The following is a 24,497-nucleotide window of genomic DNA, read 5'->3' on the forward strand; positions in this document are numbered from 1 at the left end:
GCGTCGGCCGCGGCCAGCGCGGGCCGGACCGCCCGCCAGCGCCCGGCGCCGGCCGCGACGGCCGAGGCGAGCGTGGGGTGGTCCCGCGTGCCGTGCCGGAGCTGGTCGACCAGGAGCGTCGCGCTCACCGGGTCGCCGGCCTCGCCGAGGACGGCCACCCCGAGCCCGGCGAGAAGCCGCGGCGACTCCAGCCCCATCAGCAGCACGCCGAGCTCGGTGTCCGGGTCGTCGTCCACCGACGGGAGGGAGAAGGCCGTGTCGTAACCGTCGGCCGGTTCAGACATGGGCGGCCACCTCCGCCCGCAGCCGGGCGGCCACGGTCGCCACGATCCGCGCGCTGGCGACCCGGTGGCCGTCGATGTTGCGAGCCGCCGGACCCAGCACCATGCAGGCCGCCGCCCCGGCGGCGAACACCCGGGGCGCGCGGCGGTAGGCGAGCGTGCGCTCGTCGAGGTCGGGCCAGCCGTCGCGGGCGCCGACCAGCCGGTCGGGCAGCAGGCCGGTGCCGATCGAGGGCACCGTGCCCAGCGCGAGCACGACGTGGTCGCCGGCCAGCCGCCGTCCGTCGCCGAGCACGACCGCTCCGGCGTCGACCGAACCGACCGGCCGACCGCGGTGCACCCGCAGCCGACCGTTCGCCTCGGCCTCGGCCAGGATCGGCCGGAACTCGAACATGACCGACGCCCGCCGCTCGCGGGCCATCAGGGCCAGGCGCCGCTCCCAGGGCACGCCGTCGAAACGGGCTCTGCCCTCGGCGCGGAAGAACGAGGCGTTGACGTCGGAGCACTGGTAGCGCTCGGACTCCGCGCGCAGCACCCAGTCGACCTCGCCACCCCGGGCGAGCGCGTTGTGGATCACGTGCGCGGCCGTGAGCCCGGCGCCGACGACGACCACCCGCCGGGCGTCCGCCGGCACCGGCTCGTCCCAGTAGCCCACCCGCGCCGGCCGGTCGCCGGTCCACCAGCCGGCGGGCGCCGCGCGGCGCTCCTCCCCCTGGCACAGCACGACGTACCGCGCGTCGAGGTCGAACCCCTCCGCCCGCACCGCGACCCGGTCCTCGCCGACCTCCAGCGCGCGCACCTCGGCCGGCCAGAGCCGGTCCGGCACGTGGTGAAGCTCGGCGGTGTGCCGGCAGTAGGCCTCGAACACGTCGACCGGCACCACCGAGCGGTGGCCTGCCTGGGACATACGGACCTCGCCGCGCTCGACAGCGGTCAGCACACCCCAGTGCACCCTGGCGAAGTCGCGCAGCTCGCAGTCGCGGTAGCCCTCGACGCCGGGGTGGTGCTCGTAGGGCGAGCGCAGCACCCGCTGCTCGAGCCGGTCGACCCGGTCCAGGAACCGGCCGGCCGGTCGGCCGTCCCGGTCCAGCAGGACGACGTCGCGCACCCCCACGTGCCACAGCGCGGCCGTGACGGCGAGCCCCGCCGGCCCGGCGCCGACGACGACCACCTGGGCCGCGGTGGGCGGCCGGTCGGCGCGTACCGGCCGCGCCGGTTCTGGCCAGCGCGGCCACGGCCGGTGGCGGGGTGAGCCCAGCAGCCGGGGGTGGGGGACGAACCGGGTCACCCGATGACCGTGACCGGCACGATCACCTCGATGGTCGACCGCTCGGGCATGCCGTCGGTGACCACCTGCTGGAGCAGTTCCTCGGACCTGTCCGCGCCGTCGGAGGAGACCGGGCTGTAGCGCGCGTGCGCGTAGGCCGGCCGGCGCTGCTCGGTCTCGATCTCGAACACCTTGAGCACGGCCTCCCCGGGCCGCACCTCGCCGTCGTAGAAGGTCAGCCGGCGCATGTCCGGGGTGAGGAACGTCTTGGCGAACTGGCGCGACATCACCATCGCCTCGCCGCCCTCGACGAAGTGGGTGTACTCGTCGGTGGTGACCTGCATGGCGACCCAGGTCTGGTCGGTCAGGTTGGTCTCGGACTTGATGATCTGCCAGCGTCCCGGCTCCGGCAGGTTGATCGAGACCGAGACGTCGTAGTCGACCGCGTCGATGGCCCCGGAGATCATCAGCACCCGGCGTCGCAGGTCCGCGACCCCGGCCATCTGGATGTCCCTGGCCCGTACCCGGCCGGAGACGTCCAGGCCGGGAACCTCCAATGACGACATGGCGCACCTCCCAGCAACGGGCGGACGCGGGTCGTCCACCCACCACGCTCGTGTCCGCCCAAGCGTGGCACACGTCACACCGCCGCTCAATACTCCACGTGGTCCATAGTGGACCTCCGTCAGGCAGCCGGTTCCGCGGTCGGCGGGGAGGTGGCGGCCGCCCTCGGCAGCGGCGCGCCGTAGGTCACCTCGACACCACGCTCGCGCGCGGCGCGGACGATCCCGGGCACCGCCCGCTCGGCCAGCGCGGCGATGGTCAGCGCGGGGTTCACGGTCAGCGCGCCGGGCACGGCCGAGCCGTCGGTGACGAAGATGCCCGGGTGGCCGCGCAGTTCGTGCCGGTCGTCCAGTGCCGAGGTCGCGGGGTCGTCCCCGATCCGGCAGGAGGACAGCGGGTGCACCGTGTACGCCCCGACCACGTCGTTGGTCCACGGCGCGACCGTGGCCAGGCCGTCCCGCTCGAGGATCTCCTTCACCTGGGCGTCGGCCTCGGCCCACCCGCGCAGCGTGTTCGGCGTCGGGTCGTAGCGCAGCGGTCCGCGACCGAGCATCTGCTGGGAGATGCGGTAGGCGTTGCCGGTGGGCGGGGGCGCGCCGAACACGCCCTCGTTGTCGTCCTCGGTCATCAGGAAGACGGTGAGCCACGAGCGCCAGCGCTTGAGGATCTCCTTCTTCTCCCTGCCGAACCAGCTCGGCCCGGTCGCGCCCGGCGCCTGGGCGAGGATCGTGCCCAGGCCCGGTGGGAAGTACAGCTGCTCCAGGGAGAACCGGGAGTACTCCGGACGGGCGGCGTCCAGGTAGTCCCAGCAGGCGACGACCGGGCCCTTGCCGATCTGGTTGGCCTCGTAGACCGACCCGTCCGGCCGGCGCAAGCCGAGCAGCTCGCCCGCCCGCTCCTCGTTGACGATGGCGGTGTTGAGGCGTTCGCCGTTGCCGGAGAAGTACCGGCCGACCGCGTGCGGCATCCGGCCGAGCGTCTCCTCCGAGCGCTGCAGGATCACCGGGGTGGCGCCCGCGCCAGCGGCCAGGATCACGATCTTCGCGTCGATCTCCCCGGCGCCGGTGGTGACCCGGTAGTCCTCGCCGTCGATGTGGTTGTAGTGCACCCGGTAGCCGCCGTCCTCGGTGCGCGAGATCCGCTGCACCTCGTGCAGGGGCCGGATCCGCGCGCCGTGCGCGACGGCCGCCGGGAGGTAGTTGAACAGCAGCGACTGCTTCGCGTCGAACTTGCAGCCGGCCATCATCCAGTTGCAGTTGACGCACTTGGCGTTGTCGATGCCCACGGGCACCGGGTTGGCGCTGCGGCCGGAGTGGTTGCACGCCGCGGCCCACAGACCGCCCGCGTAGGTCACGTCGCCCCACCCCTGCTGGCGCACCGGCATGACCTCGGAGACCCGGTCGTACCAGGGGTCGAGGCTGTCCCGGTCGATGGCCGACGGCCACATCCGGCGGCCGATCGACCCGTGCCGTTCGAAGACGAACCGGGGTGCCCTGGGCAGCGCGGCGAAGTAGACGACGCTGCCGCCGCCGACACAGTTCCCGCCGAGCACGCTCATGCCGTCGCCAGCGACGAAGTCGAACACGCGTGTGTAGGACTTGCCGAGGAGGTAGTCGTGGTCGAAGTCCTTGCCCTCCAACCAGGGCCCGCGCTCGAGCACCGTCACCTTCGCCCCGCCCGCGGCGAGGTGGTAGGCGGTGATCGAGCCGCCGAAGCCGCTGCCCACGATGAGGACGTCGGTGCTCTCGGTGGCGCTCATTCTGGGCTCCCCGACTCGGTCGTGTTCGGATGGCGCTTGGCGAGCTCCTGGCCGTAGCCGTAGTCCGGGAAGCGCCACAGGCCGTCGGCGTCCGGTTTGGCGAAGCCCATCGCGAGCAGCCCCGGGTGTCCGTCGGCGATGGCCTCGGCCGTGCTGCGGTGCGCCGCGCTGTCGTAGGCCATGTTGCTGAACAGGGCCAGCAGCACCCAGCCGTCGCGCTCCGGGTGACCGGGGGCGGTCAGCTCCGCGACCAACGCCGCGCGATCGTCGTAGGACAGCGCCACGAACGGCGGCACGTCGGTGTCCACCACCCGCCCGTGCCGCTCCGCGAACGCGCTCGCGTGGGCGTTGAGGGCCTGCGACAGCGGGGTGAGGCCCTCGCTGACGCCGGTCGCGGGCGTCGCGAGCAGCTCGAGCGCGCCTGCCTCGACCGCGCCCGGATCCTCGCACACCCCGGCGATCGCGCGATCTCCAGGGAATCGTTTCACGCCCGGGACGATCGTGTCCGCGAATGCCTCCAGGGTAATGGTCCGGACCTGCTCGTCGAATTCTTCGGCTGAGCTCACGGTTTCTCCCATCGCTACCGGCTCCTCATTTTGTCCGGGCGGCCCACGTCGCTGCATCTTCGTCCGTGCCCAGCCAGAAAGGACGCCCGCACCTGCACGGACGCACTCCGCTGAAGCATCCCTTGACCACCGTTGACCCGGCAGTAGTGGGGTCGTCGAACAGGACAGGACCATGGTTGTAACCAATTACCAGCCGACCTACCGTCACTTTCAGACGAGCTTTCGAGCCTCCCTATACCATGAGCGGTGCCATCAAATGGACGACGTTATCGAGAAGGCAGTCGAGCGGGTGATCCGGTCCATGCACGCCAATCTGGGCGAGCCGATCACAATCGACGACATGGCCCGGACCGCGATGTTCAGCAAGTTCCACTTCTCGCGGATCTTCCAGCGGGTCACCGGGATCTCCCCCGGGCGGTTCCTGTCCGCGCTGCGGCTGCAGCGGGCCAAGTACCTGCTGCTGACCACCGACCTGACCGTCGCCGACATCAGCCATGTGGTCGGCTACAACAGCATCGGGACGTTCAGCTCCCGGTTCCGCACCAGCGTCGGCGTCTCGCCGACCGAGTACCGGCAGCACCGGGGGTGTGTGCCCCCGCTGGCCGGCTGGGACCCGCTGCCCAAGCCCCGCCGAGAGCAGCAGGACCGGCGGCCGAGCGTGCGCGGCCGGGTCTGGCAGCCGCCGGCCTGCCGGCCGGGACGGGTCGTGGTGGGGCTGTTCCCCGACCGCATCGCCCAGGGCACGCCGGTCCGGCACACGACACTGCCCGCGGCGGGCGAGTTCGTCCTGGAGGACGTGCCCCCGGGGACCTGGCACCTGCTCGCGCACTCGATGGAGAGCGACGGCGAGGCGGGCGAGGACAACGGTCTGGCCGAGTACGGCGAGCTCACCGCCAACCAGGCCTACGTCGGCGCGTTCGGGCTGGACGTCGCGTCCGGCCGCGCGGTGCACGAGGTCGACGTCTGGTTGCGCGCCCGGCGGATCTTCGACCCGCCGGCGCTGCTCGCCCAGGTCGACGCGCCGATGTGGACGACCGAGGCACGGGCTGCTGGCAGGGTTGAGCACGCCGCCCTGCCAGGAGCCTGACCAACACCGTCGGCAGACCACGAGGAGGCGCCCGCGGCCAAAGCCGCGGGCGCCTCCTCGTCGTGGTCGCCGCGGGGGCTCACCGCCTCGACACGCGCATCGGCAGGCCGCCGCGCAGCCGCAGGGACAGCATCGGCTCGGCGACGACCTCGTGGCCCGGCACCTTCGTCAGCCGCAGCTCGCGGGCGAGCATGGCCAGCACGAACGTCGCCTCCATCAGCCCGAGGTGGTTGCCGACGCAGAACCGCGGCCCGGCGCCGAACGGGATGAACGCGTACCGCGGCCGGTCGTTGGGCCGGTCGGGGTCGAACCGGTCGGGGTCGAACCGGTCCGGCTCGGTCCAGAACGAGGGGTGCCGGTGCATCGTGTACGGGCACACCATGACGTCGGCACCGGCCGGGACGCGGTAGCCGCCCACGACGTCCTCCCCCAGCGCGCGGCGGGTGAGGATCCAGACCGGCGGGAACAGGCGCATCGACTCGTTGATCACCATGGCCGTGTAGCGCAGCCGAGCGAGGTCGGCGAAGGTCGGCAGCCGGTCGCCCAGCACCGCCACCGCCTCCTCGTGCAGCCGCTGCGCGACCTCGGGGTGGTCGTCGACCAGGTGCAGCGCCCAGCCCAGCGTGCTCGCCGTGGTCTCGTGCCCGGCCAGCAGCAGCGTGGTCAGCTCGTCGCGCATGCGCCGGGCACCGACGCGCGGGTCCCGCTCCAGGCTGGTCGAGTGGATCAGCCGGGTCAGCACGTCGTCGCCGTCCGGTCGCGGGTTGGCCAGCCGGTCGGCGACCAGGGTGTCGACGATGCGCTGCAGGTCCCGGCGGGCCCGGCGGAACCGGCGCTGCTTGGGCAGCGGCAGCCACAGCGGGACCATGCCCATCGACTCCATCTCGAACATGGCCTGGTCCTGCACGGCCTCGAAGCTGTGCCCGATCGAGTCGAACGCGCCGAGGTCCGCGTCGAGCAGCGTGTGGCCGAGGACGCCGAGGGTGAACCCGGTGACCTCACCCAGCACGTCCACCGGCGGGCCGCCGGCGTGCGCGCGCAGCCGACCGAGCAACGCCTGCGCCTCGGTGGCGACCACGTCGGCCAGTCCGGTGATGCGCTTGCTCTGGAACACCGGCTGGATGGTCCGCCGCTGCTTGCGCCACAGCTCGCCGGCGCTGGTGAGCAGCCCGTCGCCGAGCGCCCGCTTGGCCTCCTGGTACCCGATGCCCTTCTCGTAGTTCCCGGCGTTGTCCGCCAGTACGTACTTGGCCGTGTCGGGGTGGTTGAAGAAGTAGAGCGTCTTCGGGCCGATGCTCACCTTCACCGCGTCGCCGTAGGTGCGTGCCGCGGTGGACATGAGTGTCAGCCGGTCGCCGGCCAGCTGGCGCAGGAGCGTGAGGGTCGCGCTGCGCGGCGGGCCGGGCGGCACCCGGGGCTCCCCGGATGCCGCCCGGCCGCCCGCGACCGCGTCGTCGACAGCGGTCATGCCGCCCTCGCCTCCCGGCCACCGGCCGGCTCGGCGACCGGCTCGAGCGCGGGTTCGCTGTCCGGCCGCGGTGCCGCCTCGGCCGCCCTGTCCCGCGCCGCCTGCTCGCGTGCCTTGTCGACGAAGTGCAGCGACCACAGGAACAGCCCGCGGATCAGGCAGACCGCGGCGGTGGCGAAGAACAGGCCGTAGGCGATGTGGGCCACCATGAAGAACCCGTACATGACCGCGATGCCGGCGCCGAAGGCGAACTGCGCGGCCGGTTTGGACGGTGTGGTCCCGGGGTCGGTCACCATGTAGTTGGTGTAGAGCACGAACGCCACACCCGTCGCCATGGCGAGCGCCCCGGGGATCGACGTGCCGAACAGCAGGCCGCGGACGACGGCCTGCAGCACGAAGAACGAGAGCCAGCCGGCGATCAGCCACATGCGGTTGGTGAGCATCGCGTTGAGCACCGTGCCCGAGGCGAGGATGACGCCCACGATCACCCAGCCGACCCAGTGGTCCACCTGCTCGGTGAAGTGGTAGGGCGGTGCGATGCTGGCCCACGCGGGGAACAGCACCAGGATCATCGCGATCCCGAGGTTCGACGGGTTCATGTAGTGGCGCAGCTTGCCGCGCACCGGCGCCCGCAGCACCCACTTCGCGCTCACCGCGACGAACACCCCGAAGACCATCACCCAGATCCGGTCGTTCACGTAGATCAGCATGTTCAGCGCCAGCGCCGTGATGTGCGCGGGGAACAGGAACTCGACCATGCCCCGGACGCCGTTCCCGATGTACCTCGGCGCTCGTTTCTCGACGCGGGCACCGACCCACTCCAACGCGATCTCCGTCGTGTACGCGGTCAGCAGCGCGACGAACGGCCAGCTCCACGGCTGCTCGAACCCGAGGAACAGGTAGCCGACGATGTTGAAGACCGTGATCGAGATCGCGAAGCGGCGCAACGCGATGACGACCTTCGGGTCGTGCCGGGCCGGCGCCTTCTGCTCTGGTGTTCCAGCCACCTTGCTCATCCTTCCTTGGCCTGGCTGCCGAGCTGGATGTCATGCCAGCCGGCGCTCAACTCGAGGTCCTGTTCGTGGGTCTGGCCGTCGCGGTCCCGCCACCGCAGCGTGGTGTCGAGGTCCCCGCCGGACTCACCGAGTCCGATGTGGATGTCGGTACTGCGCTTGCCCGAGTGGCCGCTACCGCCGTCGACCCGCTGGATGAACCGCCGCCCATCCGCCGTCACCACCTCGACCTGGGCGCCGACCACCGGTGCGCCGTCCTCATGGGACAGCCGCAGCCCGAGGAAGTCGCCGTCGCCGGGGCTGGTGTTCTGGTAGAACACCGGAGCGGCGAACTGCCGCGCGACGGCGAAGTCGAGCAGCCCGTCGTCGTCGGCGTCCGCGGTGGCGATGCCGCGGGTGGGAACCGGGACAGCGAGACCCAGGTGCGGAGCGATGTTGGCGTACCGGCCGTCCTCGTCGCTCCTGGCGAACAGGTGCAGCGTCTGGTCGCCGGCGAGGTCGTCGCCCTTCTCCACGTTGGGCCAGAACAGCGGGTCGGACACGAGGCTGTCGTTCGCCGTGGCGAGCTCCTGCAGGTTTGGCCAGCGGTTGGTCTCACCCTGGACGAACCCCGTCGTCTGGGTGATCTCCAGCTCGCCGTCGTTGTCGAAGTCGGCGAACTTGACGTCCCACGCCCAGCCGGACCATCCCGTGCCCAGTTCGGCGCTGTGGTCCTCCCAGGGGGCCTCACCCGCGGCGAGCCGGGCCCGCACGTCCTTCTGGTCGTCCACGGTGGACAGGAAGTGCAGGTTCGACTCCTGGATGCCCCAGGGCGTGGTGATGTTGGAGACGAACATGTCGTAGACGCCGTCGTGGTCGAGGTCGCCGAAGTCGATCCCCATGCCCTTGAACGAGTCGTTGCCGAGCTGCTTGGACTTCGGAACACCAGGGGTGCGGTTCTGCTTCACGCCCCCGAACTCGATCCTGCCCGGCTTGGACTTGTTGTACAGCAGGTGGTCCACGCCGTGGTCGTTGGCCACGTACAGCTCGGGCAGCAGATCGCCGTCCAGGTCGTTGGCGGCGGCGGCGAGCGTCCAGCCCCACTGCGCCCCGTCCGGGAAGACCGAGTCGGGCGCCCGCATGAAGCTGACCGAGCTGGAGGTCGCCCCCTCGAAGCAGAAGATCATCTTCTTGCCGCTGTTCTTCGCGTGGGACAGCGAGTCGTTCATCTCCACGCCGCCGTCGACGGTCGGGTCGAGGACGGGGCTGTCCGGGAAGTAGTTCGCGACGAAGATGTCCACGTGCCCGTCGCCGTCGAAGTCGTCCACGGCGACGGCGTTGGTGTTCCACTGCGCGTCGGCGTACTCGCCGTCGACGACCTTGGGGTCGGGCACGAGCTCGGTCGGGGTGAACGCCGCGGAGTCGAGCTCGGTGGCGCCGGCACGGCCGAGGAAGACCACCGCCGTCCGGCCCCAGTAGTAGGCCAGCAGGTCCATCCGGCCGTCCTCGTTGAAGTCTCCCGGCGTGCAGCCCATCGGCGCGACGGCGTCGTTGGTCGGCAGCGGCGCCAGGTCGAGCTCGAACGGCTCGTACCGCTGGTCGCCCTCACCCGGCGTCGGCGTGACCACCACCTGGTCGGTCCGCGTGTCCACCAGGCACAGGTCGTTCGGCCGCCCGTCGCCGTCGAGGTCGTTGATCGCGATCCCGGCGCCGACCGAGGAGATCCAGGCCTGGATCCGCTCGTACTCCTTGTTCACCGGTCGGATCGTCTGCTGCTTGTCGGCCTCCGGCAGCGCGATGGTCATCGCCGTGAAGCCGTACCGGCTCGCCATGCGGTCCTGCTCGGCCGCCGACACCGACGGCAGGCTGACCACGACGTAGCCGACCACGGCCACCACCACGGCGATGACCCCGGGCAGCTGCCGGCGTAGCCGGCCCAACTTCGTGGTCATTTCCTCTCACCTCCAAGGGACATCAACTCGTTCGCTGTGCGCTGCCGCCACTGCTCGTAGCTGGGTGGCAGGTCGTTCTTCGCTCGCCGCGGCCGCGTCTGGACGCTGCACCGTGCGGCGGTCTCGGGGTCGGTCCCGCACAGCACCCGGGTGGCGACCTCGGTCTGCGGGATCACCAGGCCCGCCCGCACGCGTGCCTCCGCGGCGAACGCGGAGCCCTGCGCGAGCTGGGGCCGGAACTCGCCCGCGTGCTCGGCGAGCCGGGCCAGCTCGTCCGGATCGGCGCCGCAGGCGTAGGTCGCGGCCAGGCCGACGCCGGCCCACAGGTCGGCGTGGCGGCCGGCGGGGAACGCCGAGAGCAGCCGGATCACCTCCGCCACGTCGGTACAGCCCACGAACCACAGCGCCCGGCCGATGCCCTGGTCCACCGCGCGGTTGGAGTACGCCCGGGAGGCGTCGTCCGGCCACGAAAAGCGCGGGTCCTGGTAGTGCTCGTGCACGTAGCGGCGGGTGTGGAAGTAGGCCTGGTGGAAGCCGTAGCCGTCCAGGACCAGCCAGCGCAGCAAGGGGTCCAGGCTCTCCGCGGCCGGCCAGCGGAACCGCGGCAGCCGCGCCATCGCCCAGCCGATGCCGCAGTAGACGATGTAGACCTGGTCGCGTGCCGGCCCGGCGAGGAAGTCCTCGGCGTGGTGGCGATGGCCGAAGGGGAGGCCGTCGAGCATGGCGTAGCCCATGCCGGCGCCCTCGTAGGCGAAGCCGCGGAAGCGGACCGGGACCTCGGCCAGCCGGGCCGCGGCGTCGTCGAGCGAGCCGGCCTCGACCGCGTCCCCGTAGCCGCCGAGGAAGACGCGTCCGATCCGCTCCAGCAGTTCCTGGGACGGCCCGTCCTTCCGGTGGAACCCACGTTCCTCGAGCAACGTGTTCTTCTCGCTCGGTGTGAGAATTCTACGCCTGAACGCGCGCAGACTTGTGCCCAACAGACTCTCCCCCTATCGGGTGGAATGCAGGGGTTAATAGAAAATTACTTTCCCAATTCGGCGGCAAGGCGTCTACTCCGACTGTGCGAGCTTTCGCCCCGCGTTTTCACGCGGCTTTCAGCGCCGCCTGGGAGAAACTGTCACGGATTCGCCGGCGCCACACCTCGTAGGCCGGGCTCCCGTCCTCGCCCACCGTGTCCGGCGCGACGGCCGTCTCGTCGGCGAGGGCGACGGCGGAGGGGACCGGGAGTCCGGTGAGCACCTCGACGCCGACCCGACTGTGCTCGGGCACGTGCCCGGCGTAGGTCCTGGCCCTGGCGGCGAACACCGCACCCAGCGCCACCTCGCCCGCGTGCCGCCCGGCGGCCGCGCGCAGCTCGGCGAGCCCGGCCGGTCCACAGCCCCCGGCGAACGTCGCGGCCAGGCCGACACCGGCCCACAGGTCGGCCCGCCGGGGGCCGGCGAACCGCTCGACCGCCGCGGCCACCCGGTCCGGCACGCCGGCGTCGATGAACCAGAGGGCGCGGCCGATGCCCTGGTCGACGGCGCGGGGGAAGTAGTCCGGGGCGCCGGCCCAGGGGTAGGGCCGTGGCTCCCGCTGCTCGTCGACCACCCGCCGGGTGTCGAAGTAGGCCCGGTCGAAGCCGTAGCCGTCGACCGCGAGCCAGCTCATCGTCGGATGGAACGGCGAGCCGGGCAGCTCGGGCAGCACCCCGCGCCACAGCGCCCTGGGCAGCCGCGCCATCGCGAACCCGATGCCGATGTAGGTGAGGAAGATGTGTGGCTCGCCGGGGCCGGCCAGGAGCTCCCTGGTCCGGGTGCCGCGCCCGCCGGCCATGGCGTCCCGCACGACGGCGGCCATCGCGGCGCCCTCGTAGGCGAACCCGCGCAGCTCCGGCGAGACGGTCTCCAGCCTGCGTTCCACGTCCCACAGCCGGCGGTGCTCGATGCCCCACTCGAACCCGCAGACCACGGACTGCGGGATCGCCTCGAGCGACGTCGCGGCGGGGGCACCGGCGCCGGGGAAACCGCGCTCGGCGAAGGTGACGGCACGCAGCCTCGGTGTCAGCAGCAGTCTGCGCAGGGTGCCCAGGATCGCGGGCATCGCTCCTCCAGGTTCGGGATCGGTGGGGGCTCAGGCGCCCTGGCTGGCCATGGCGTCCGGTGCCCAGCTGTTGGCCAGGTAGGTGGGGTCGTCCAGGAGCGAGTCGCCGTTCAACATCGCCTGGTGCAGCTCGCGCAGCCGGGCCGAGGGGCCGACGCCCAGGTGGTCGCGGATCGTCGACCAGGCGTCGTGGTAGGCCTCGAGGGCCTGGCCGGGCCGGCCGCACCGGTGCAGCGCGAGCATGTACTGCGCCCGGAAGTTCTCCATGTACGGGTGCCGGGCGCACAGCGCGGCGAGGTCGCCGAGCAGCTGGTGGTGCCGGCCCAGGTAGAGGTCGGCGTCGATGCGCAGCGCGAGGTCCGCGAGCCGGCTCTCGGTCAGGCGCATGACCTCGATCTCCAGCTGGGGACCGGCCGGGACGTCCACCAGGACCGGCCCGTGCCACAGGTCGAGCGCGGCCGACAGCAGCCGCCGCGCCTCGGCGAAGTCCCCGGCGGCCCCCGCGGCACGGCCCGCGGCGGCGAGCCGCTCGTACCGGACCGCGTCCACGTCGCCGGCGTCGACCGCGAGCAGGTACCCGGTGTGCCCGGTCGCCAGCAGCTTCCTCGCCTGGTAGCGCTGGTTGCCGGGCAGGGCCGCGGCGATCAGCTTGCGGAGCAGCATCACGTAGGTCTGCAGCGTGCTCACGGCGCTGCGCGGCGCGCTCGCGCCCCACAGCTCCTCCATCAACATGGAGCCGGTCACCACCCGGCCGGCGTTGACCGCGAGCATGGCCAGCAGCTGGCGTGGCTTGCTCGCGGTCGGCACCACCGAGACTCCGTCGATGGTGACCTGCAACGCGCCAAGAACCTTGATTTCAGCTCGCATCAGTCAACTCATTTCACCGGTAGACCTCTTCGAGAGTAGGTCGGACCGCATTACGCCGAATCTCCTGAAATGCGGCCGTGGCCCTCGTCGGGCCCACTCCGCGCCCAGCGCACAACGGGAGTAGGCGCGCTCGTCGGCGCTGTTGCACGCTGGGTCTAATCGAAATTGTGCCCGGTCTTAGGCGGTGAACGTTGATTAGCGAGCGGATCGCCATCGTTGGCATTGGCCTGCGTTATCCGGACGCGTCCTCTCCCCAGGAGCTGTGGGAGAACGTGTTAGCCGGACGACGGGCGTTCCGGCGGTTGCCAGACGAACGAATGCGACACGCCGACTACTGGTCGGAGGACCCGCAGGCACCCGACCGGTTCTACTCGAGTCAGGCGGCGGTGCTGCGGGACTTCGAGTTCGACCGGGTGAAGTACAAGATCGCCGGCAGTACGTACCGGTCGACCGACCTCACCCACTGGCTAGCCCTGGACACCGCGGCGAGGGCGCTCGCCGACGCGGGCTTCGCCGACGGCGAGGGCCTACCGCACCGGGCCACCGGCGTGGTGCTGGGCAACAGCCTCACCGGCGAGTTCTCCCGGGCCAACCTCATGCGGCTGCGCTGGCCCTACGTGCGGCGCACGATCGCCGCGGCGCTGGGCGAGAAGGGCTGGTCGGACGAGGAGACCGGGGAGTTCCTGCGCGACCTCGAACCGAGGTACAAGGCGCCGTTCCCCGCGATCGACGAGGACACCCTCGCCGGCGGGCTGTCGAACACGATCGCCGGCCGCATCTGCAACTACTTCGACCTCGCCGGCGGCGGGTACACCGTCGACGGCGCCTGCTCCTCCTCGCTGCTGTCGATCGCGACCGCGGCGCGGGCGCTGACCGAGGGCGACCTCGACGTGGCGCTCGCCGGCGGTGTGGACCTGTCGATCGACCCGTTCGAGGTGATCGGCTTCGCCAAGACCGGCGCACTCGCCACCGGCGAGATGAAGGTCTACGACCGCGGCTCGAACGGCTTCTGGCCCGGTGAGGGCTGCGGCATGGTCGTGCTGATGCGGGAGAGCGAGGCCATCGCCCGCGGCTGCCGGATCTACGCCTCGATCGCCGGCTGGGGCGTCTCCTCGGACGGCAAGGGCGGCATCACCCGGCCCGAGGCCGCCGGCCACCGGCTCGCGCTCACCCGGGCCTACGCCAGGGCCGGCTACGGCGTGGAGACCGTCGGCTACTTCGAGGGGCACGGCACCGGAACCGCGGTCGGCGACGAGACCGAGATCGAGGCGCTGTCCTCGACGCGGCGCGAGGCCGACCCGACCGCCGCCCCCGCGGCGCTCAGCACGGTCAAGGGCAACTTCGGGCACACCAAGGCGGCCGCCGGCATTGCCGGGCTGATCAAGGCCGCGCTGGCCGTGTACCACCAGGTGATCCCCCCGGCGACCGGCCACGTCGAGCCCCACCCGAAGCTGACCGAGCCCGACACGGCGATGTACGTGCCGACCGAGGCCGCGCTGTGGCCGGCGGAGGGCCCCGTCCGCGCCGGCGTCTCCGCCATGGGCTTCGGCGGGATCAACTCGCACGTCGCGCTCGCGGAGGCGCCCGGGCGGGCCCGGCGCACCGAGCTGTGCCAGCGCACGACCACGCTGGTCGCGGGCCGCCAGGACGCCGAGGTGCTGCTGGTCGACGCGCACAGCGCCGAGGACCTGATGGCGCGGCTGAACCGGCTCGCCGGGCTGGCCGAGCGGCTCGCCATCGCCGAGCTCGCCGACCTCGCCGGCACCCTCGCCGCCGAGCAGAGCGGCGGGCGGCACCGGGCGGCGGTGGTGGCCGGCACGCCGGCCGACGCGGCCCGCAGGCTGCGGCGTGCGGCCGAGGAGCTCGCCGAGGGCCGGAGCACCCTGCACGCGCCGGCCGACGGGGTCTTCCTCGGTCACTCGACCGAAGCGCCGCGGGTCGCCTACCTGTTCCCGGGCCAGGGCTCGGGGCGGGGCGCGGTCGGCGCGATCCGCCGCAGGTTCACCGCGGCCGAGAACATCTTCCGTACCGGGGAGGTGCCGACCGGGGGCGACCACACCGCGACCGAGGTCGCCCAGCCCCGGATCGTGGCCGGGTCGGTAGCCGGCCTGCGCGTGCTCCACGCGCTGGGCATCGACGCGGACGTGGCGGTCGGGCACAGCCTCGGCGAGCTCACGGCGCTCTCCTGGGCCGGCGCCCTCGGTGGCGGCGACCTGCTCCGGCTGGCCGGGGTGCGGGGCCAGGTGATGGCCAGGGCCAGCCGGACCGGCGGCGCGATGGCCGGCCTGTCCGCGGCTCCGAGCACCGTCGAGGCACTGGTCGGCGACCGGAACGTGGTGATCGCCGGCTACAACGGGCCAGAGCAGACCGTGGTCGCCGGCCCCGCCGCCGAGGTCGACGAGGTGTGCGAGCAGGCGCGGGCCGACGGGCTGACCGCGACCCGGCTCAACGTCTCGCACGCCTTCCACTCCCCGCTCGTCCAGCCGGCCGCGGACGCCATGGCCGAGCGGCTCGGCGAGTTCGAGTTCGCCGCGCCGCGCCGCAAGGTGGTCTCCACGGTCACCGGTGAGCCGCTGGACGCCGACAGCGACCTGCGGGCGCTGTTGGTCGAGCAGATGGTGCGACCGGTCCGCTTCCACGAGGCCGCTGCCGCCGCGGTCGCCGACGCGGACCTGGTGATCGAGGTCGGCCCCGGCCGGGTGCTGGCCGGCCTGGTCGCCCAGCACGCGCCGGACAAGGCGGTGCTGGCCCTGGACACCGACAACGGGTCGCTCACCCCGCTGCTCGCGGCGGTCGGCGCGGCCTACGCGCTCGGCACCGAGGTCGACCCGACCGTGCTGTTCGCCGACCGGGTGGTGCGGCCGATGGACGAGGACGCCGAGCCGACGTTCCTGGCCAGCCCGTGCGAGACCGCGCCGGACATCGAGGCCGGCCGGACCGAGGAGATCGCCGCGGCGACGACCGAGGGCGCGGCGGAGACAGGGACGGAGACAGGGACGGAGACCGGGACCGGGGACGGCCCGTCGGCGACCCTCGACGTGCTGCGCCGGCTGGCCGCCGATCGGGTCGAGCTGCCCCTGGAGACCGTCACCGCGCAGAGCCACCCGCTTGACGACCTGCACCTGAGCTCGATCACCGTGGGGCAGATCGTCAACGAAGCCACCCGCGAGCTCGGCCGCCCGGCACTGGCCGCGACGGCGAACTTCGCCACGGTCACGCTCGGCGAGCTGGCCGAGATGATCGACCAGCTGGACGAGACCGAGCAGGACGGCGCCGCCGGCCCGACCGAGGTGGCCGGGTTCGCACCGTGGGTGCGCCCGTTCTCCGTCGACCACGTGCCGGCGGCGAGGCCGAGCCTGACGATCGGCACCGGCGGTCAGGGCAGCTGGGCGCTGTTCGCCCCGCCGGCCCACCCGCTGGCCGAGCGGCTGCGCGCGGCCCTGGTCGAGGCCGGCGTGGGCAGCGGCGTGCTGCTCTGCCTGCCGGCGAGCGGCGAGTCCCATGTGGACCTGCTGTTGCGGGCCGCCCAACAGGCCGCGGCCGACGCGCCGGAGACCCGCTTCGTCGTGGTGCAGCAGGAGCTGGGCGCCTCCGGCCTGGCGAGGACGCTGCACCTGGAACACCCGTCCGTGCCGACGACCGTCGTCGAGCTCGCCGACGTCGTCCCGACCGACCCGGCCGACGTCGAGGCGGCGGTGGACCGCGTCGTGGCCGAGGTCTCCACCACCACGGCCGGGTACCGCGAGGTGCGCTACACGGCCGAGGGTGAACGGACCATCCCCGTGCTGCGGGCGCTGCCCGAGCGCGCGGCCGCCGGGCCCGCACCCCTCGGGGAGCAGGACGTGCTGCTGGTCAGCGGGGGCGGCAAGGGCATCACCGCGGAGTGCGCGCTGGCGATCGCCCAGGACTCCGGCGCCGGGCTGGCGCTGCTGGGCCGGGCCGACCCGGACACCGACGAGGAGGTCTCGGCCAACCTCGCCCGGATGCGCGCCGCGGGCGTGCGGGTGAGCTACGAGCGGGCCGACGTCACCGACGCCGAGCAGGTCGCCGCGGCGGTCGAGCGGGCCGAGGCCGAGCTGGGACCGGTCACCGCCGTGCTGCACGGCGCGGGCCGCAACGAGCCGAGCGCGCTGGCCAACCTGTCAACCGAACAGGTCGAGCGCACGCTGGCGCCCAAGGTCGCCGGCCTGCGGGCCGTGCTGGCGGCCGTGCGCCCCGAGCGGATCAAGCTGCTGGTCACCTTCGGCAGCATCATCGGCCGGGCCGGCCTGCGCGGGGAGGGCCACTACTCCACCGCCAACGACTGGATGACCGAGCTCACCGTGCGCTTCCAGCGCGAGCACCCGAACGCCCGCGCGCTGGCGCTGGAGTGGTCGGTGTGGTCCGGCGCCGGCATGGGCGAGCGGCTGGGCGTGGTCGAGGCGCTGATGCGCGAGGGCATCACGCCGATCTCCACCGACGCCGGCATCGCGGTGCTGCGCCGGGTGCTGGCCGACCCCTCGGCCGGGCCGGTGCTGGTCATCAGCGGCCGGGCGGCCGGGCTGCCCACGTTGGACCTCGCCCGCGAGGAGCTGCCGCTGACCAGGTTCATCGACCGGGTGCTCGTGCACTACCCCGGCATCGAGCTGGTCACCGACGCCGAGCTGAGCGCGGGCAGCGACCCCTACCTCGCCGACCACCTGCTCGAGGGTGACCTGCTGTTCCCGGCGGTGCTCGGCATGGAGGCCATGACCCAGGTGGCCACGGCGCTGACCGGGCACCCGGTCCCGCCGCTGCTGGAGGACGTCGAGTTCCTGCGGCCGATCGTGGTCCGCCAGGGCGAGTCGACCACCGTCCGGGTGGCCGCGCTGGCGGCCGACGGCGAGGTGGTCTCGGTGGCCATCCGCAGCGAGGAGACCGGGTTCGGCGCGGACCACTTCCGCGCACGCCTGCGCTTCCCCCGCCCGGACCTGCCTGCCTCGACCGCGACTCCCGACCAGGGGCTGCCGGCCGTGCCGGTGGACCCGGTGGCCGAGCTCTACGGCGGCGTGCTGTTCCAGGGCAAGCGGTTCCAGCGGTTGCAGGCCTACCGCACGGCCCGCACCCGGCACGTGGTCGCGGAGCTGTCCACCACCACGCCGGCGCCCTGGTTCGCCGCGTTCCTCTCCCAGGAGCGGGTCCTGGCCGACCCCGGCACCCGCGACGCGGTGATGCACGCCCTGCAGTGCTGCGTGCCCGACGCGACGCTGCTGCCGCAGGGGATCGACCGGCTGTACCTGGCGAACCCGGGCGACCAGGACGCCGAGGTCGTGGTGATGGAGGCCTGGGAACGCGAGCAGGACGGCGACAGCTACGTCTACGACATCGACGTCCGCGACACCGGCGGCGAACTCGTCGAACGCTGGGAGGGGCTCACCCTGCGCGCCGTGCGCAAGCGCGGCGGCGAAGGCCCGTGGGTGCCCTCGCTGCTCGGCTCCTACCTCGAGCGCTCGGCCGAACGGGTCCTCGGCGACAGCCGCGCCGTCGTGGTGGAGCCCGACCCGGTCACCGGTCTGGTCGAGGCGGCCGACCGGCGGGCACAGACCGAGCTCGCGGCCAGCCGCGCGCTAGGCCGCCGGGCCGGGATCCGGTACCGCCCGGACGGGCGGCCGGAGGTCGACGACGGGGTCGTGTCCGCCTCCCACGGCGCCGGGGTGACCCTGGTCGTCGCCGGGGCGGGACAACGCCTCGCCTGCGACGTCGAGGTCGTCCTCGACCGGGAGCAGCGCGACTGGGTGGACCTGCTCGGCGAGCGGCAGCTGCCCCTGCGCGACCTGGTGGCGCAGGAGACCGGTGAGTCGCCGTCGACTGCCGCGACCCGCGTGTGGAGCGCGCTGGAGTGCTTGCGCAAGACCGGCGTCACCACGCAGGCGCTGACCCTCGACCGGATCGACGAGGAGGGCTGGGTGCTGCTGTCGGACGGCGACACCCGGATCGCCACCTGGGTGACCACACTCAACGGCTCGCCCGACCCCGTGGTCTTCGCCGTCCTGTCCGGGAAGGAGAACTGAGAGATGTCCGGCTACTACGAGATCCGCCACACGGTGGGCTTCGAGGAGACCAACATCGTCGGCAACGTCTACTACGTCAACTACCTGCGCTGGCAGGGGCGGTGCCGGGAGATGTTCCTCAAGGAGCACGCCCCGGACGTGCTGGCGGACCTACAGCAGGACCTGAAGCTGTTCACGCTCAAGGTGGAGTGCGAGTTCTTCGCCGAGATCACCGCGTTCGACGAGCTGTCCGTGCGGATGCAGCTGGAGGAGCTGACCCAGACCCAGGTCCAGTTCAGCTTCGACTACGTCAAGCTCGAGGACGGTCTGGAGAGCCTGGTGGCCCGGGGCCGCCAGCGGATCGCGTGCATGCGCGGGCCGAACAACGACACCGTGCCGACCCGGGTTCCGGCCGCTCTGCGTACCGCGCTCGAGCCGTACTCGGCCGACTCGGTGAACGCGGCGGCCGGGGCCGAGTCCGCCGGCGTCAGGACCGGGCGGTGACCGCGGCGCGGCGGGAGCCGGCCGCGGCTCCCGCCCAGCCGGTCGCCCGGCTGCGCCCGGACCAGGACCCGGAGAGCGCGAAGCTGGCGCTGCGGGACGTGATGTCCCACTTCGCCACGGGGATAACCGTGCTCACCGCACGCGGCGAGCGCGCCCACGGGATGACCGCGAACGCGTTCACGTCGGTCTCGCTCGACCCGCCGATGGTGCTCTGCTGCGTCGCCCGCACCGCCCGCATGCACGAGGCCATCCTGGGCGCCCGCAACTTCGGGGTGTCGGTGCTGTGCGCGGAGCAGGAAAGCGTCGCCCGCTACTTCGCCAGCCGGGAACGGCCGGCGGGGATGGCCCAGTTCGAGCGGGTGGACTGGTTCCCCGGCCGGCACACGGGCGTGCCGCTGCTGGTCGGATCGCTGGCCTGGCTGGAGTGCGACCTGACCGAGGTCTACGAGGGCGGCGACCACTCGATCTTCCTCGGCACGGTCCGCGGGGCCGGCCGGGGCGGCGGCCAGGCGCTGCTGTTCCTCGGCGGCGGCTTCCACCGCCACGGCCACCCCACTGCGCGCAGCGCCTGACCCGACGAGGAGTGTGGCGATGTTGGTGTGCGTGACGGGCGGTACCGGGTTTGTCGGTGCCCACACGGTCGCCGCGGTCCTCGCGGCCGGTCACCGGGTCCGCCTCCTGGTCCGCGAAGGTTCCGCTGTGGACAGTCCACTCGCCGCGGTGGGGGTTCCGCCCGGCGCGGTCGAGGTGGTCGCCGGCGACGTCCTCGACGAGGCGGCCGTCGCGCGGGCCGTCCGCGGCGCCGACGCGGTGCTGCACGCGGCCGCGGTCTACTCGTTCGACCCCAGGGACCGGGCGCGGGTCCGCGCGACCAACCGCCGCGGGACCGAGGTGGTGCTCGAGGCGGCGTGGCGGGCCGGCACCGGGCGCGCGGTCCACGTGTCCAGCGTCGCGGCCCTGTACCCGGCCGCCGGACCGGTCGACGAGAACTCCCCGGTGGGCCGCGCCCGCGAGCCGTACTCGGCCAGCAAGGCGGCCGCCGAGCGGGTGGCCCGCCACCACCAGAAGCGGGGCGCGCCGGTCGCGATCACCTACCCACCCGCGCTGCTCGGGCCGCACGACCCCCGGCTCGGCGACCAGACCCGCCGGCTGCGCGACACGCTGCGCGGCCTGATGCCGGTCTGGCCGGACGGCGGGTTCCCCCTCGGGGACGTCCGGGACACCGCGGCCCTGCACGCCGAGGTGCTCACCGGGTCCGGCGCGGGTCGCCACTTCGGCCCCGGCCGCTACCTGACCACCCGCGAACAGCTGCGGACCCTGCGCGAGGTCACCGGCCGCGCGCTCCCCGCGGTCCACCTCCCGGCCCGGGCGCTGCTGCCGGTGGGGCTGTTGGCCGGGCTCGCCCAACGGGTCTGGCCCTGGCACCTCCCGGTGGAGCACGGCGCGATCCACACCTGCGCCACCGCCACCCCGGTCGCCGCCTCGGCCGCCCGCGGCCGGGTCCCGGCACGGCCGGTGGCCGAGACGGTCGCCGACACCGTGGCCTGGCTGCACGAAGCGGGCCACATCTCCGCCCGGGCCGCCGGCCGGGCCGTCACCCGGGAGGTGCGGATCGGATGAGCTCCGCAGAGTACGACTACGTCCCACCACCGCCACCGCCGCTGATGTCGGTGGACGGTCCACACCGGAAACGGCAGCGGCCGCAACAACGGCCCGCGTCCATGCGGGCGCTGCGCGCCCGGCTCGACGGGCTGCGCGAGCAGGTGCTCGACGGGCGGGCCGAGGCCGTCGAGCGACAGCGCGCGCTGGGCAAGCGCACCGCGCGCGAGCGGCTGGACCTGCTGCTGGACGAGGACTCCTTCCTCGAGGTCGACATCTACCGGCGGCACCAGGCCAGCGGGCTGAAGGTCAGCGAGAGCCGGCCGCACACCGACGGGGTGGTCGCCGGGTCGGGCACGATCGACGGGCGCCGCGTCTTCGTCTACGCGCAGGACTTCACCATCTTCGGCGGCTCGCTGGGTGCCGCGCACGCGGCCAAGATCCACAAAGTGATGGACCTGGCCCTGAACGCGGGCGCTCCGCTGATCGGCCTCAACGACAGCGGCGGCGCGCGGATCCAGGAGGGCGTGCCCGCCCTCGACGGGTACGGCGGCATCTTCCGCCGCCACGTCGCGGCGTCGGGCATCATCCCGCAGATCAGCGTGATCCTCGGGCCGTGCGCGGGTGGCGCGGCCTACTCTCCCGCGCTGACCGACTTCGTGTTCATGGTTCGTGAGACCGCGCAGATGTACCTCACCGGCCCGGACGTGATCGCCTCGGTCACCGGTGAGCAGGTGAGCCACCAGGAGCTCGGCGGGGCGGACGTGCACGGCACCCGTTCCGGCGTGGCCACGTTCGTGCACGACGACGAGGAGAGCTGCCTGGCCGACGTGCGCTACCTGGTGTCGATCCTGCCGCCCAACAACATGGAGCCGGCACCCGAGTTCCCCGCCTGCGACGCCGAACGCGACGAGCGCCCACGACTGGCCGAGATCGTGCCGGCGGACCTGTCCAAGCCCTACGACATGCGCGCGGTCCTCGCCGAGGTCGTCGACGACGGCGAGTACCTGGAGATCCACGAGCACTGGGCCACGAACGTGGTCTGCGCACTGGCCCACATAGACGGTCGGCTGGTCGGCGTGGTGGGCAACCAGCCGGCCGTGCTCGCCGGCGTGCTGGACATCCCCGCCTCGGAGAAGGCGGCCCGGTTCGTGCGGTTCTGCGACGCGTTCAGCATCCCGCTGGTGACGCTGGTGGACGTACCCGGGTTCCTGCCCGGGACCGGCCAGGAGTACGACGGCATCATCCGCCACGGCGCCAAGCTGCTCTACGCCTACTGCGAGGCGACGGTCCCGAGGATCCAGGTGATCGTCCGCAAGGCCTACGGCGGGGCCTACATCGTCATGGACTCCCGCTCGGTGGGTACCGACCTCTCCCTCGCCTGGCCGACCAACGAGATCGCCGTACTGGGCGCGGAGGGCGCGGTCGACGTGCTGTTCCGCCGCGAGCTGGCCGCCGCGGAGGACCGCGTGCGGCTGCGCGGGGACCTCGTGGCGCAGTACACCGAGCAGCTCATGCACCCCCAGTACGCGGCCGAGCGCGGCCTGGTCGACGACGTCATCGACCCGGCGTGGACCAGGGCGGTGGTCGCCAAGGGCCTCGCGATGCTGCGCACCAAACGGAAGCACGCACCACGCCGCAAGCACGGGAATATTCCACTGTAGACATCGGGGGATGCAATGGACGCGAACCTCAACGAGGTGGGGAGGCCGACCCTGCGCGGCACCCGGGTGCCCAACCAGGTCAGCTACCGGCAGGTGCGCGAGAACGTCACCGAGCTGCTGCTCGCCGGCCGCCCGGACGAGCGGTCACCCGTGCCGGCCTGTCCCGAGTGGAGCATCAGGGACCTCGTCGAGCACCTCGTCGGGGTCGCCGCACTGGGCATCGGACGGCTCTCCGGGTGGCCGGCCGACAGCTCGCGCCCGTCGACGGCGATGGACCTGGCCGAGCTGCTCGAGGAGTGGGCTCGACTCGGGGAGGTCGCCGACCGGCTGCTCGCCGACCACGGCGGCCGCGCGGGGACGATCCTGGTGATGGACGCGTTCACCCACGAGCTGGACCTCCGCTTCGCGCTCGGCACCCCGCTGCCCGACGAGCACCCGGCCTTCGCCGGCGCCTTCGGGGTGCTCGCCGCCGGCTTCGCCGCCTCGGTCGCCGCGCACCACCTGCCCGGCGTGCGGCTGTCGGTCGGGCCCACCCAGTGGACGGTCGGCGACGACGAGCCGGCCGCCACGGTGCACGCCGACCGCTTCGACCTCTACCGCTCGCTGGCCGGCCGGCGCACCCATGAGCAGATCGCCGAACTGGGCTGGGACCGCGACTCCCACCGCTGGCTCCCCGCGTTCACCTGGGGGCCCTTCACCCCGCCGGCGTCGCCTGTCGAGCGCGCCCGCTGACCTCCGCCGAGGCCGGCGCCGACGCCGGCTTCGACGCCCGCACCGACGCCCGCACCGACGCCTCGGCCGCAGCCGTCGAGTCGCCCGCCCCGACCATCAGCGTGACCAGCTGGGTCTCGAAGCACCGGTCGGGGCCGCACGGGTCCACCAGGTACTCGCCGATCTCCATCGTGACCAGCCCGTGGACGGCGAGCCACATGTGGTGGGCCACCAGCTCCGGCTCGACGTCGCGGAACCGTCCTGCCTCGACGCAGCTCCGGGCGCACTCCACGACGCGGCTCAGCGTGAACCGGCCGTACTGGCGGTCCTCCTCGGTGAGTCGGAACCCGGCCAGCGTGCGGCCGCCGAACATCACCGAGTACAGGTCGGGGTTGTCCACCGCGGTCCGGCGGTAGGCGCGGCCGAACGCGGCCAGGTCCGCGACCGGGTCGTCGGACTCCGCAATCTGCGAGAAAGCCCGCTCCAACCTGCTGAAACCCTCGTGGACGATCTCCCGCACGAGGCCGCTCATGCTGCCGAAGTGGGTGTAGACCGCCATTGTCGAGGTACCCGCTTCAGAGGTGATCCGCCGGGCCGACAACGACTCGGGGCCCTCCTCGGCAAGCAGCCGGGCGGCGATCTGGACCAGTTCGACGCGGGCTGCGGGATCCCGCCGGCGAGGACTCATGTTTGACAGTGTTACATAACACCCGTATCTTTAGAAGTACAACGGCGTTATGGATAAGGAATCCGACGTCTTCCGTACAGATGAGGCGAATGCCATGAGAGAACACGACGTGGGCGGTGCGCTTCCCCGCTCCCGTTTTCGGATGGAGACCGGCCTCGAGGTGCTCGAGGAGTGGACGCAGACCGCTTCCCAGTCCCAGAAGAACGCCGTGTACGAGGCGCTGTTCGCCATGCTCGACGGCTCCCTGTTCCGCCGGTACCGCATCGTGGACGACTTCCAGCGGCCGAGCGAGCTGTTCGTGATCGTGCGCGACGACCTGGTCGTGAAGATCCGGGTCAACTGCTTCGACTCCTTCGGCGTCGTGCACATCGGCGCCTGCGGGCCCCGACAGGGCATCTGCGGATAAGACTCCGCGTTCCCCGCCCGGTCATGCTTGAG

The 24,497-nt window shown here is 72.7% G+C and carries 20 protein-coding genes; 8 read left to right on the plus strand and 12 right to left on the minus strand.

All coding sequences use genetic code 11. The annotated features are described in order from the left end of the window. The 5 genes from BU204_RS31870 to BU204_RS31890 form a co-directional block, all read right to left on the minus strand. Positions 1–284 (minus strand): DUF6187 family protein (locus tag BU204_RS31870; protein WP_233160829.1); only part of this gene is annotated, 284 nt, incomplete at its 3' end. Continuing rightward, positions 277–1,569 (minus strand): FAD-dependent monooxygenase, encoded by a 1,293-nt coding sequence (locus BU204_RS31875; RefSeq protein ID WP_075129511.1) that lies wholly within the window; start codon positions 1,567–1,569, stop codon positions 277–279. The genes BU204_RS31870 and BU204_RS31875, both read right to left, overlap by 8 nt. Then, on the minus strand, positions 1,566–2,114 hold the full coding sequence (locus BU204_RS31880; protein ID WP_233160832.1) for a DUF6423 family protein: 549 nt from the start codon (positions 2,112–2,114) through the stop codon (positions 1,566–1,568). The genes BU204_RS31875 and BU204_RS31880 overlap by 4 nt, the downstream gene beginning before the upstream one ends. 119 nt (positions 2,115–2,233) lie before the next feature. Continuing rightward, positions 2,234–3,871 carry an FAD-dependent oxidoreductase gene (locus tag BU204_RS31885; RefSeq protein WP_075129512.1) on the minus strand — a complete coding sequence of 546 codons (1,638 nt, stop codon included), beginning with the start codon at positions 3,869–3,871 and terminating at the stop codon, positions 2,234–2,236. Further along, positions 3,868–4,449: a DUF5987 family protein gene (locus BU204_RS31890; RefSeq protein WP_075129513.1), complete on the minus strand. Its 582-nt coding sequence runs from the start codon at positions 4,447–4,449 to the stop codon at positions 3,868–3,870. Before BU204_RS31890 ends, BU204_RS31885 begins: the two co-directional genes overlap by 4 nt. A gap of 244 nt (positions 4,450–4,693) precedes the next feature. Here BU204_RS31890 and BU204_RS31895 point away from each other — a divergent pair, with 244 nt between their 5' ends. After that, complete coding sequence (locus BU204_RS31895) at positions 4,694–5,524, plus strand: helix-turn-helix domain-containing protein (protein ID WP_075129514.1); 831 nt, start codon at positions 4,694–4,696, stop codon at positions 5,522–5,524. 79 nt (positions 5,525–5,603) lie between these two features. Here BU204_RS31895 and BU204_RS31900 read toward each other — a convergent pair whose 3' ends face one another. From BU204_RS31900 to BU204_RS31925, 6 genes are all read right to left on the minus strand, one after another. Next, positions 5,604–6,992: a cytochrome P450 gene (locus BU204_RS31900; RefSeq protein WP_075129515.1), complete on the minus strand. Its 1,389-nt coding sequence runs from the start codon at positions 6,990–6,992 to the stop codon at positions 5,604–5,606. Further along, positions 6,989–8,008, minus strand: coding sequence for an RnfABCDGE type electron transport complex subunit D (locus tag BU204_RS31905; RefSeq protein WP_075129516.1), 1,020 nt, complete (start codon positions 8,006–8,008; stop codon positions 6,989–6,991). Before BU204_RS31905 ends, BU204_RS31900 begins: the two co-directional genes overlap by 4 nt. Further along, complete coding sequence (locus tag BU204_RS31910) at positions 8,005–9,936, minus strand: CRTAC1 family protein (protein WP_075129517.1); 1,932 nt, start codon at positions 9,934–9,936, stop codon at positions 8,005–8,007. Before BU204_RS31910 ends, BU204_RS31905 begins: the two co-directional genes overlap by 4 nt. After that, positions 9,933–10,913 carry a DUF1702 family protein gene (locus BU204_RS31915; protein WP_075129518.1) on the minus strand — a complete coding sequence of 327 codons (981 nt, stop codon included), beginning with the start codon at positions 10,911–10,913 and terminating at the stop codon, positions 9,933–9,935. The genes BU204_RS31910 and BU204_RS31915 overlap by 4 nt, the downstream gene beginning before the upstream one ends. A gap of 106 nt (positions 10,914–11,019) precedes the next feature. Then, entirely contained in the window at positions 11,020–12,018 is a 999-nt protein-coding gene (locus BU204_RS31920) for a DUF1702 family protein (RefSeq protein ID WP_075129519.1), read from the minus strand. Between the two features lie 30 nt (positions 12,019–12,048). Next, positions 12,049–12,885 (minus strand): AfsR/SARP family transcriptional regulator, encoded by an 837-nt coding sequence (locus BU204_RS31925; protein ID WP_075129520.1) that lies wholly within the window; start codon positions 12,883–12,885, stop codon positions 12,049–12,051. Between the two features lie 191 nt (positions 12,886–13,076). On the opposite strand from BU204_RS31925, the gene BU204_RS31930 reads away from it, so the two are divergent. Genes BU204_RS31930 through BU204_RS31955 form a run of 6 tightly spaced genes read left to right on the plus strand, consistent with a single transcriptional unit; the run spans position 13,077 to position 23,392 of the window. Continuing rightward, positions 13,077–18,914, plus strand: coding sequence for a type I polyketide synthase (locus BU204_RS31930; RefSeq protein ID WP_075129521.1), 5,838 nt, complete (start codon positions 13,077–13,079; stop codon positions 18,912–18,914). Between the two features lie 3 nt (positions 18,915–18,917). Then, complete coding sequence (locus tag BU204_RS31935; protein WP_075129522.1) at positions 18,918–19,397, plus strand: acyl-CoA thioesterase; 480 nt, start codon at positions 18,918–18,920, stop codon at positions 19,395–19,397. Then, a complete protein-coding gene (locus BU204_RS31940; protein ID WP_408608066.1) occupies positions 19,394–19,969 on the plus strand; it encodes a flavin reductase family protein in 576 nt (191 codons plus the stop codon). The genes BU204_RS31935 and BU204_RS31940 overlap by 4 nt, the downstream gene beginning before the upstream one ends. 19 nt (positions 19,970–19,988) lie before the next feature. Continuing rightward, positions 19,989–21,017 (plus strand): SDR family NAD(P)-dependent oxidoreductase, encoded by a 1,029-nt coding sequence (locus BU204_RS31945; RefSeq protein WP_075129523.1) that lies wholly within the window; start codon positions 19,989–19,991, stop codon positions 21,015–21,017. A 44-nt stretch (positions 21,018–21,061) separates the two neighbouring features. After that, complete coding sequence (locus BU204_RS31950; RefSeq protein ID WP_408608069.1) at positions 21,062–22,660, plus strand: acyl-CoA carboxylase subunit beta; 1,599 nt, start codon at positions 21,062–21,064, stop codon at positions 22,658–22,660. Positions 22,661–22,675: 15 nt separating this feature from the next. Further along, on the plus strand, positions 22,676–23,392 hold the full coding sequence (locus BU204_RS31955) for a maleylpyruvate isomerase family mycothiol-dependent enzyme (RefSeq protein WP_075129525.1): 717 nt from the start codon (positions 22,676–22,678) through the stop codon (positions 23,390–23,392). Here the strand turns inward: BU204_RS31955 and BU204_RS31960 are convergent. Further along, positions 23,355–24,059, minus strand: a complete 705-nt coding sequence (locus BU204_RS31960) for a TetR/AcrR family transcriptional regulator (protein WP_075129526.1) — start codon at positions 24,057–24,059, stop codon at positions 23,355–23,357. The genes BU204_RS31955 and BU204_RS31960 overlap by 38 nt on opposite strands. A gap of 94 nt (positions 24,060–24,153) precedes the next feature. On the opposite strand from BU204_RS31960, the gene BU204_RS31965 reads away from it, so the two are divergent. Then, entirely contained in the window at positions 24,154–24,465 is a 312-nt protein-coding gene (locus BU204_RS31965) for a DUF6235 family protein (protein ID WP_075129527.1), read from the plus strand. Positions 24,466–24,497 lie beyond the last annotated feature (32 nt).

The organism is Actinophytocola xanthii, from assembly GCF_001921205.1.
Lineage (GTDB): Bacteria > Actinomycetota > Actinomycetes > Mycobacteriales > Pseudonocardiaceae > Actinophytocola > Actinophytocola xanthii.

Coding starts and splice junctions, on each gene's coding strand:
- BU204_RS31895 (WP_075129514.1), top strand. CDS start 4,694: ATGGACGACGTTATCGAGAAGGCAGTCGAGCGGGTGATCCGGTCCATG.
- BU204_RS31920 (WP_075129519.1), bottom strand. CDS start 12,018: ATGCCCGCGATCCTGGGCACCCTGCGCAGACTGCTGCTGACACCGAGG.
- BU204_RS31880 (WP_233160832.1), bottom strand. CDS start 2,114: ATGTCGTCATTGGAGGTTCCCGGCCTGGACGTCTCCGGCCGGGTACGG.
- BU204_RS31950 (WP_408608069.1), top strand. CDS start 21,062: ATGTCGGTGGACGGTCCACACCGGAAACGGCAGCGGCCGCAACAACGG.
- BU204_RS31890 (WP_075129513.1), bottom strand. CDS start 4,449: ATGGGAGAAACCGTGAGCTCAGCCGAAGAATTCGACGAGCAGGTCCGG.
- BU204_RS31935 (WP_075129522.1), top strand. CDS start 18,918: ATGTCCGGCTACTACGAGATCCGCCACACGGTGGGCTTCGAGGAGACC.
- BU204_RS31955 (WP_075129525.1), top strand. CDS start 22,676: ATGGACGCGAACCTCAACGAGGTGGGGAGGCCGACCCTGCGCGGCACC.
- BU204_RS31960 (WP_075129526.1), bottom strand. CDS start 24,059: ATGAGTCCTCGCCGGCGGGATCCCGCAGCCCGCGTCGAACTGGTCCAG.
- BU204_RS31885 (WP_075129512.1), bottom strand. CDS start 3,871: ATGAGCGCCACCGAGAGCACCGACGTCCTCATCGTGGGCAGCGGCTTC.
- BU204_RS31945 (WP_075129523.1), top strand. CDS start 19,989: ATGTTGGTGTGCGTGACGGGCGGTACCGGGTTTGTCGGTGCCCACACG.
- BU204_RS31965 (WP_075129527.1), top strand. CDS start 24,154: ATGAGAGAACACGACGTGGGCGGTGCGCTTCCCCGCTCCCGTTTTCGG.
- BU204_RS31905 (WP_075129516.1), bottom strand. CDS start 8,008: ATGAGCAAGGTGGCTGGAACACCAGAGCAGAAGGCGCCGGCCCGGCAC.
- BU204_RS31910 (WP_075129517.1), bottom strand. CDS start 9,936: ATGACCACGAAGTTGGGCCGGCTACGCCGGCAGCTGCCCGGGGTCATC.
- BU204_RS31925 (WP_075129520.1), bottom strand. CDS start 12,885: ATGCGAGCTGAAATCAAGGTTCTTGGCGCGTTGCAGGTCACCATCGAC.
- BU204_RS31900 (WP_075129515.1), bottom strand. CDS start 6,992: ATGACCGCTGTCGACGACGCGGTCGCGGGCGGCCGGGCGGCATCCGGG.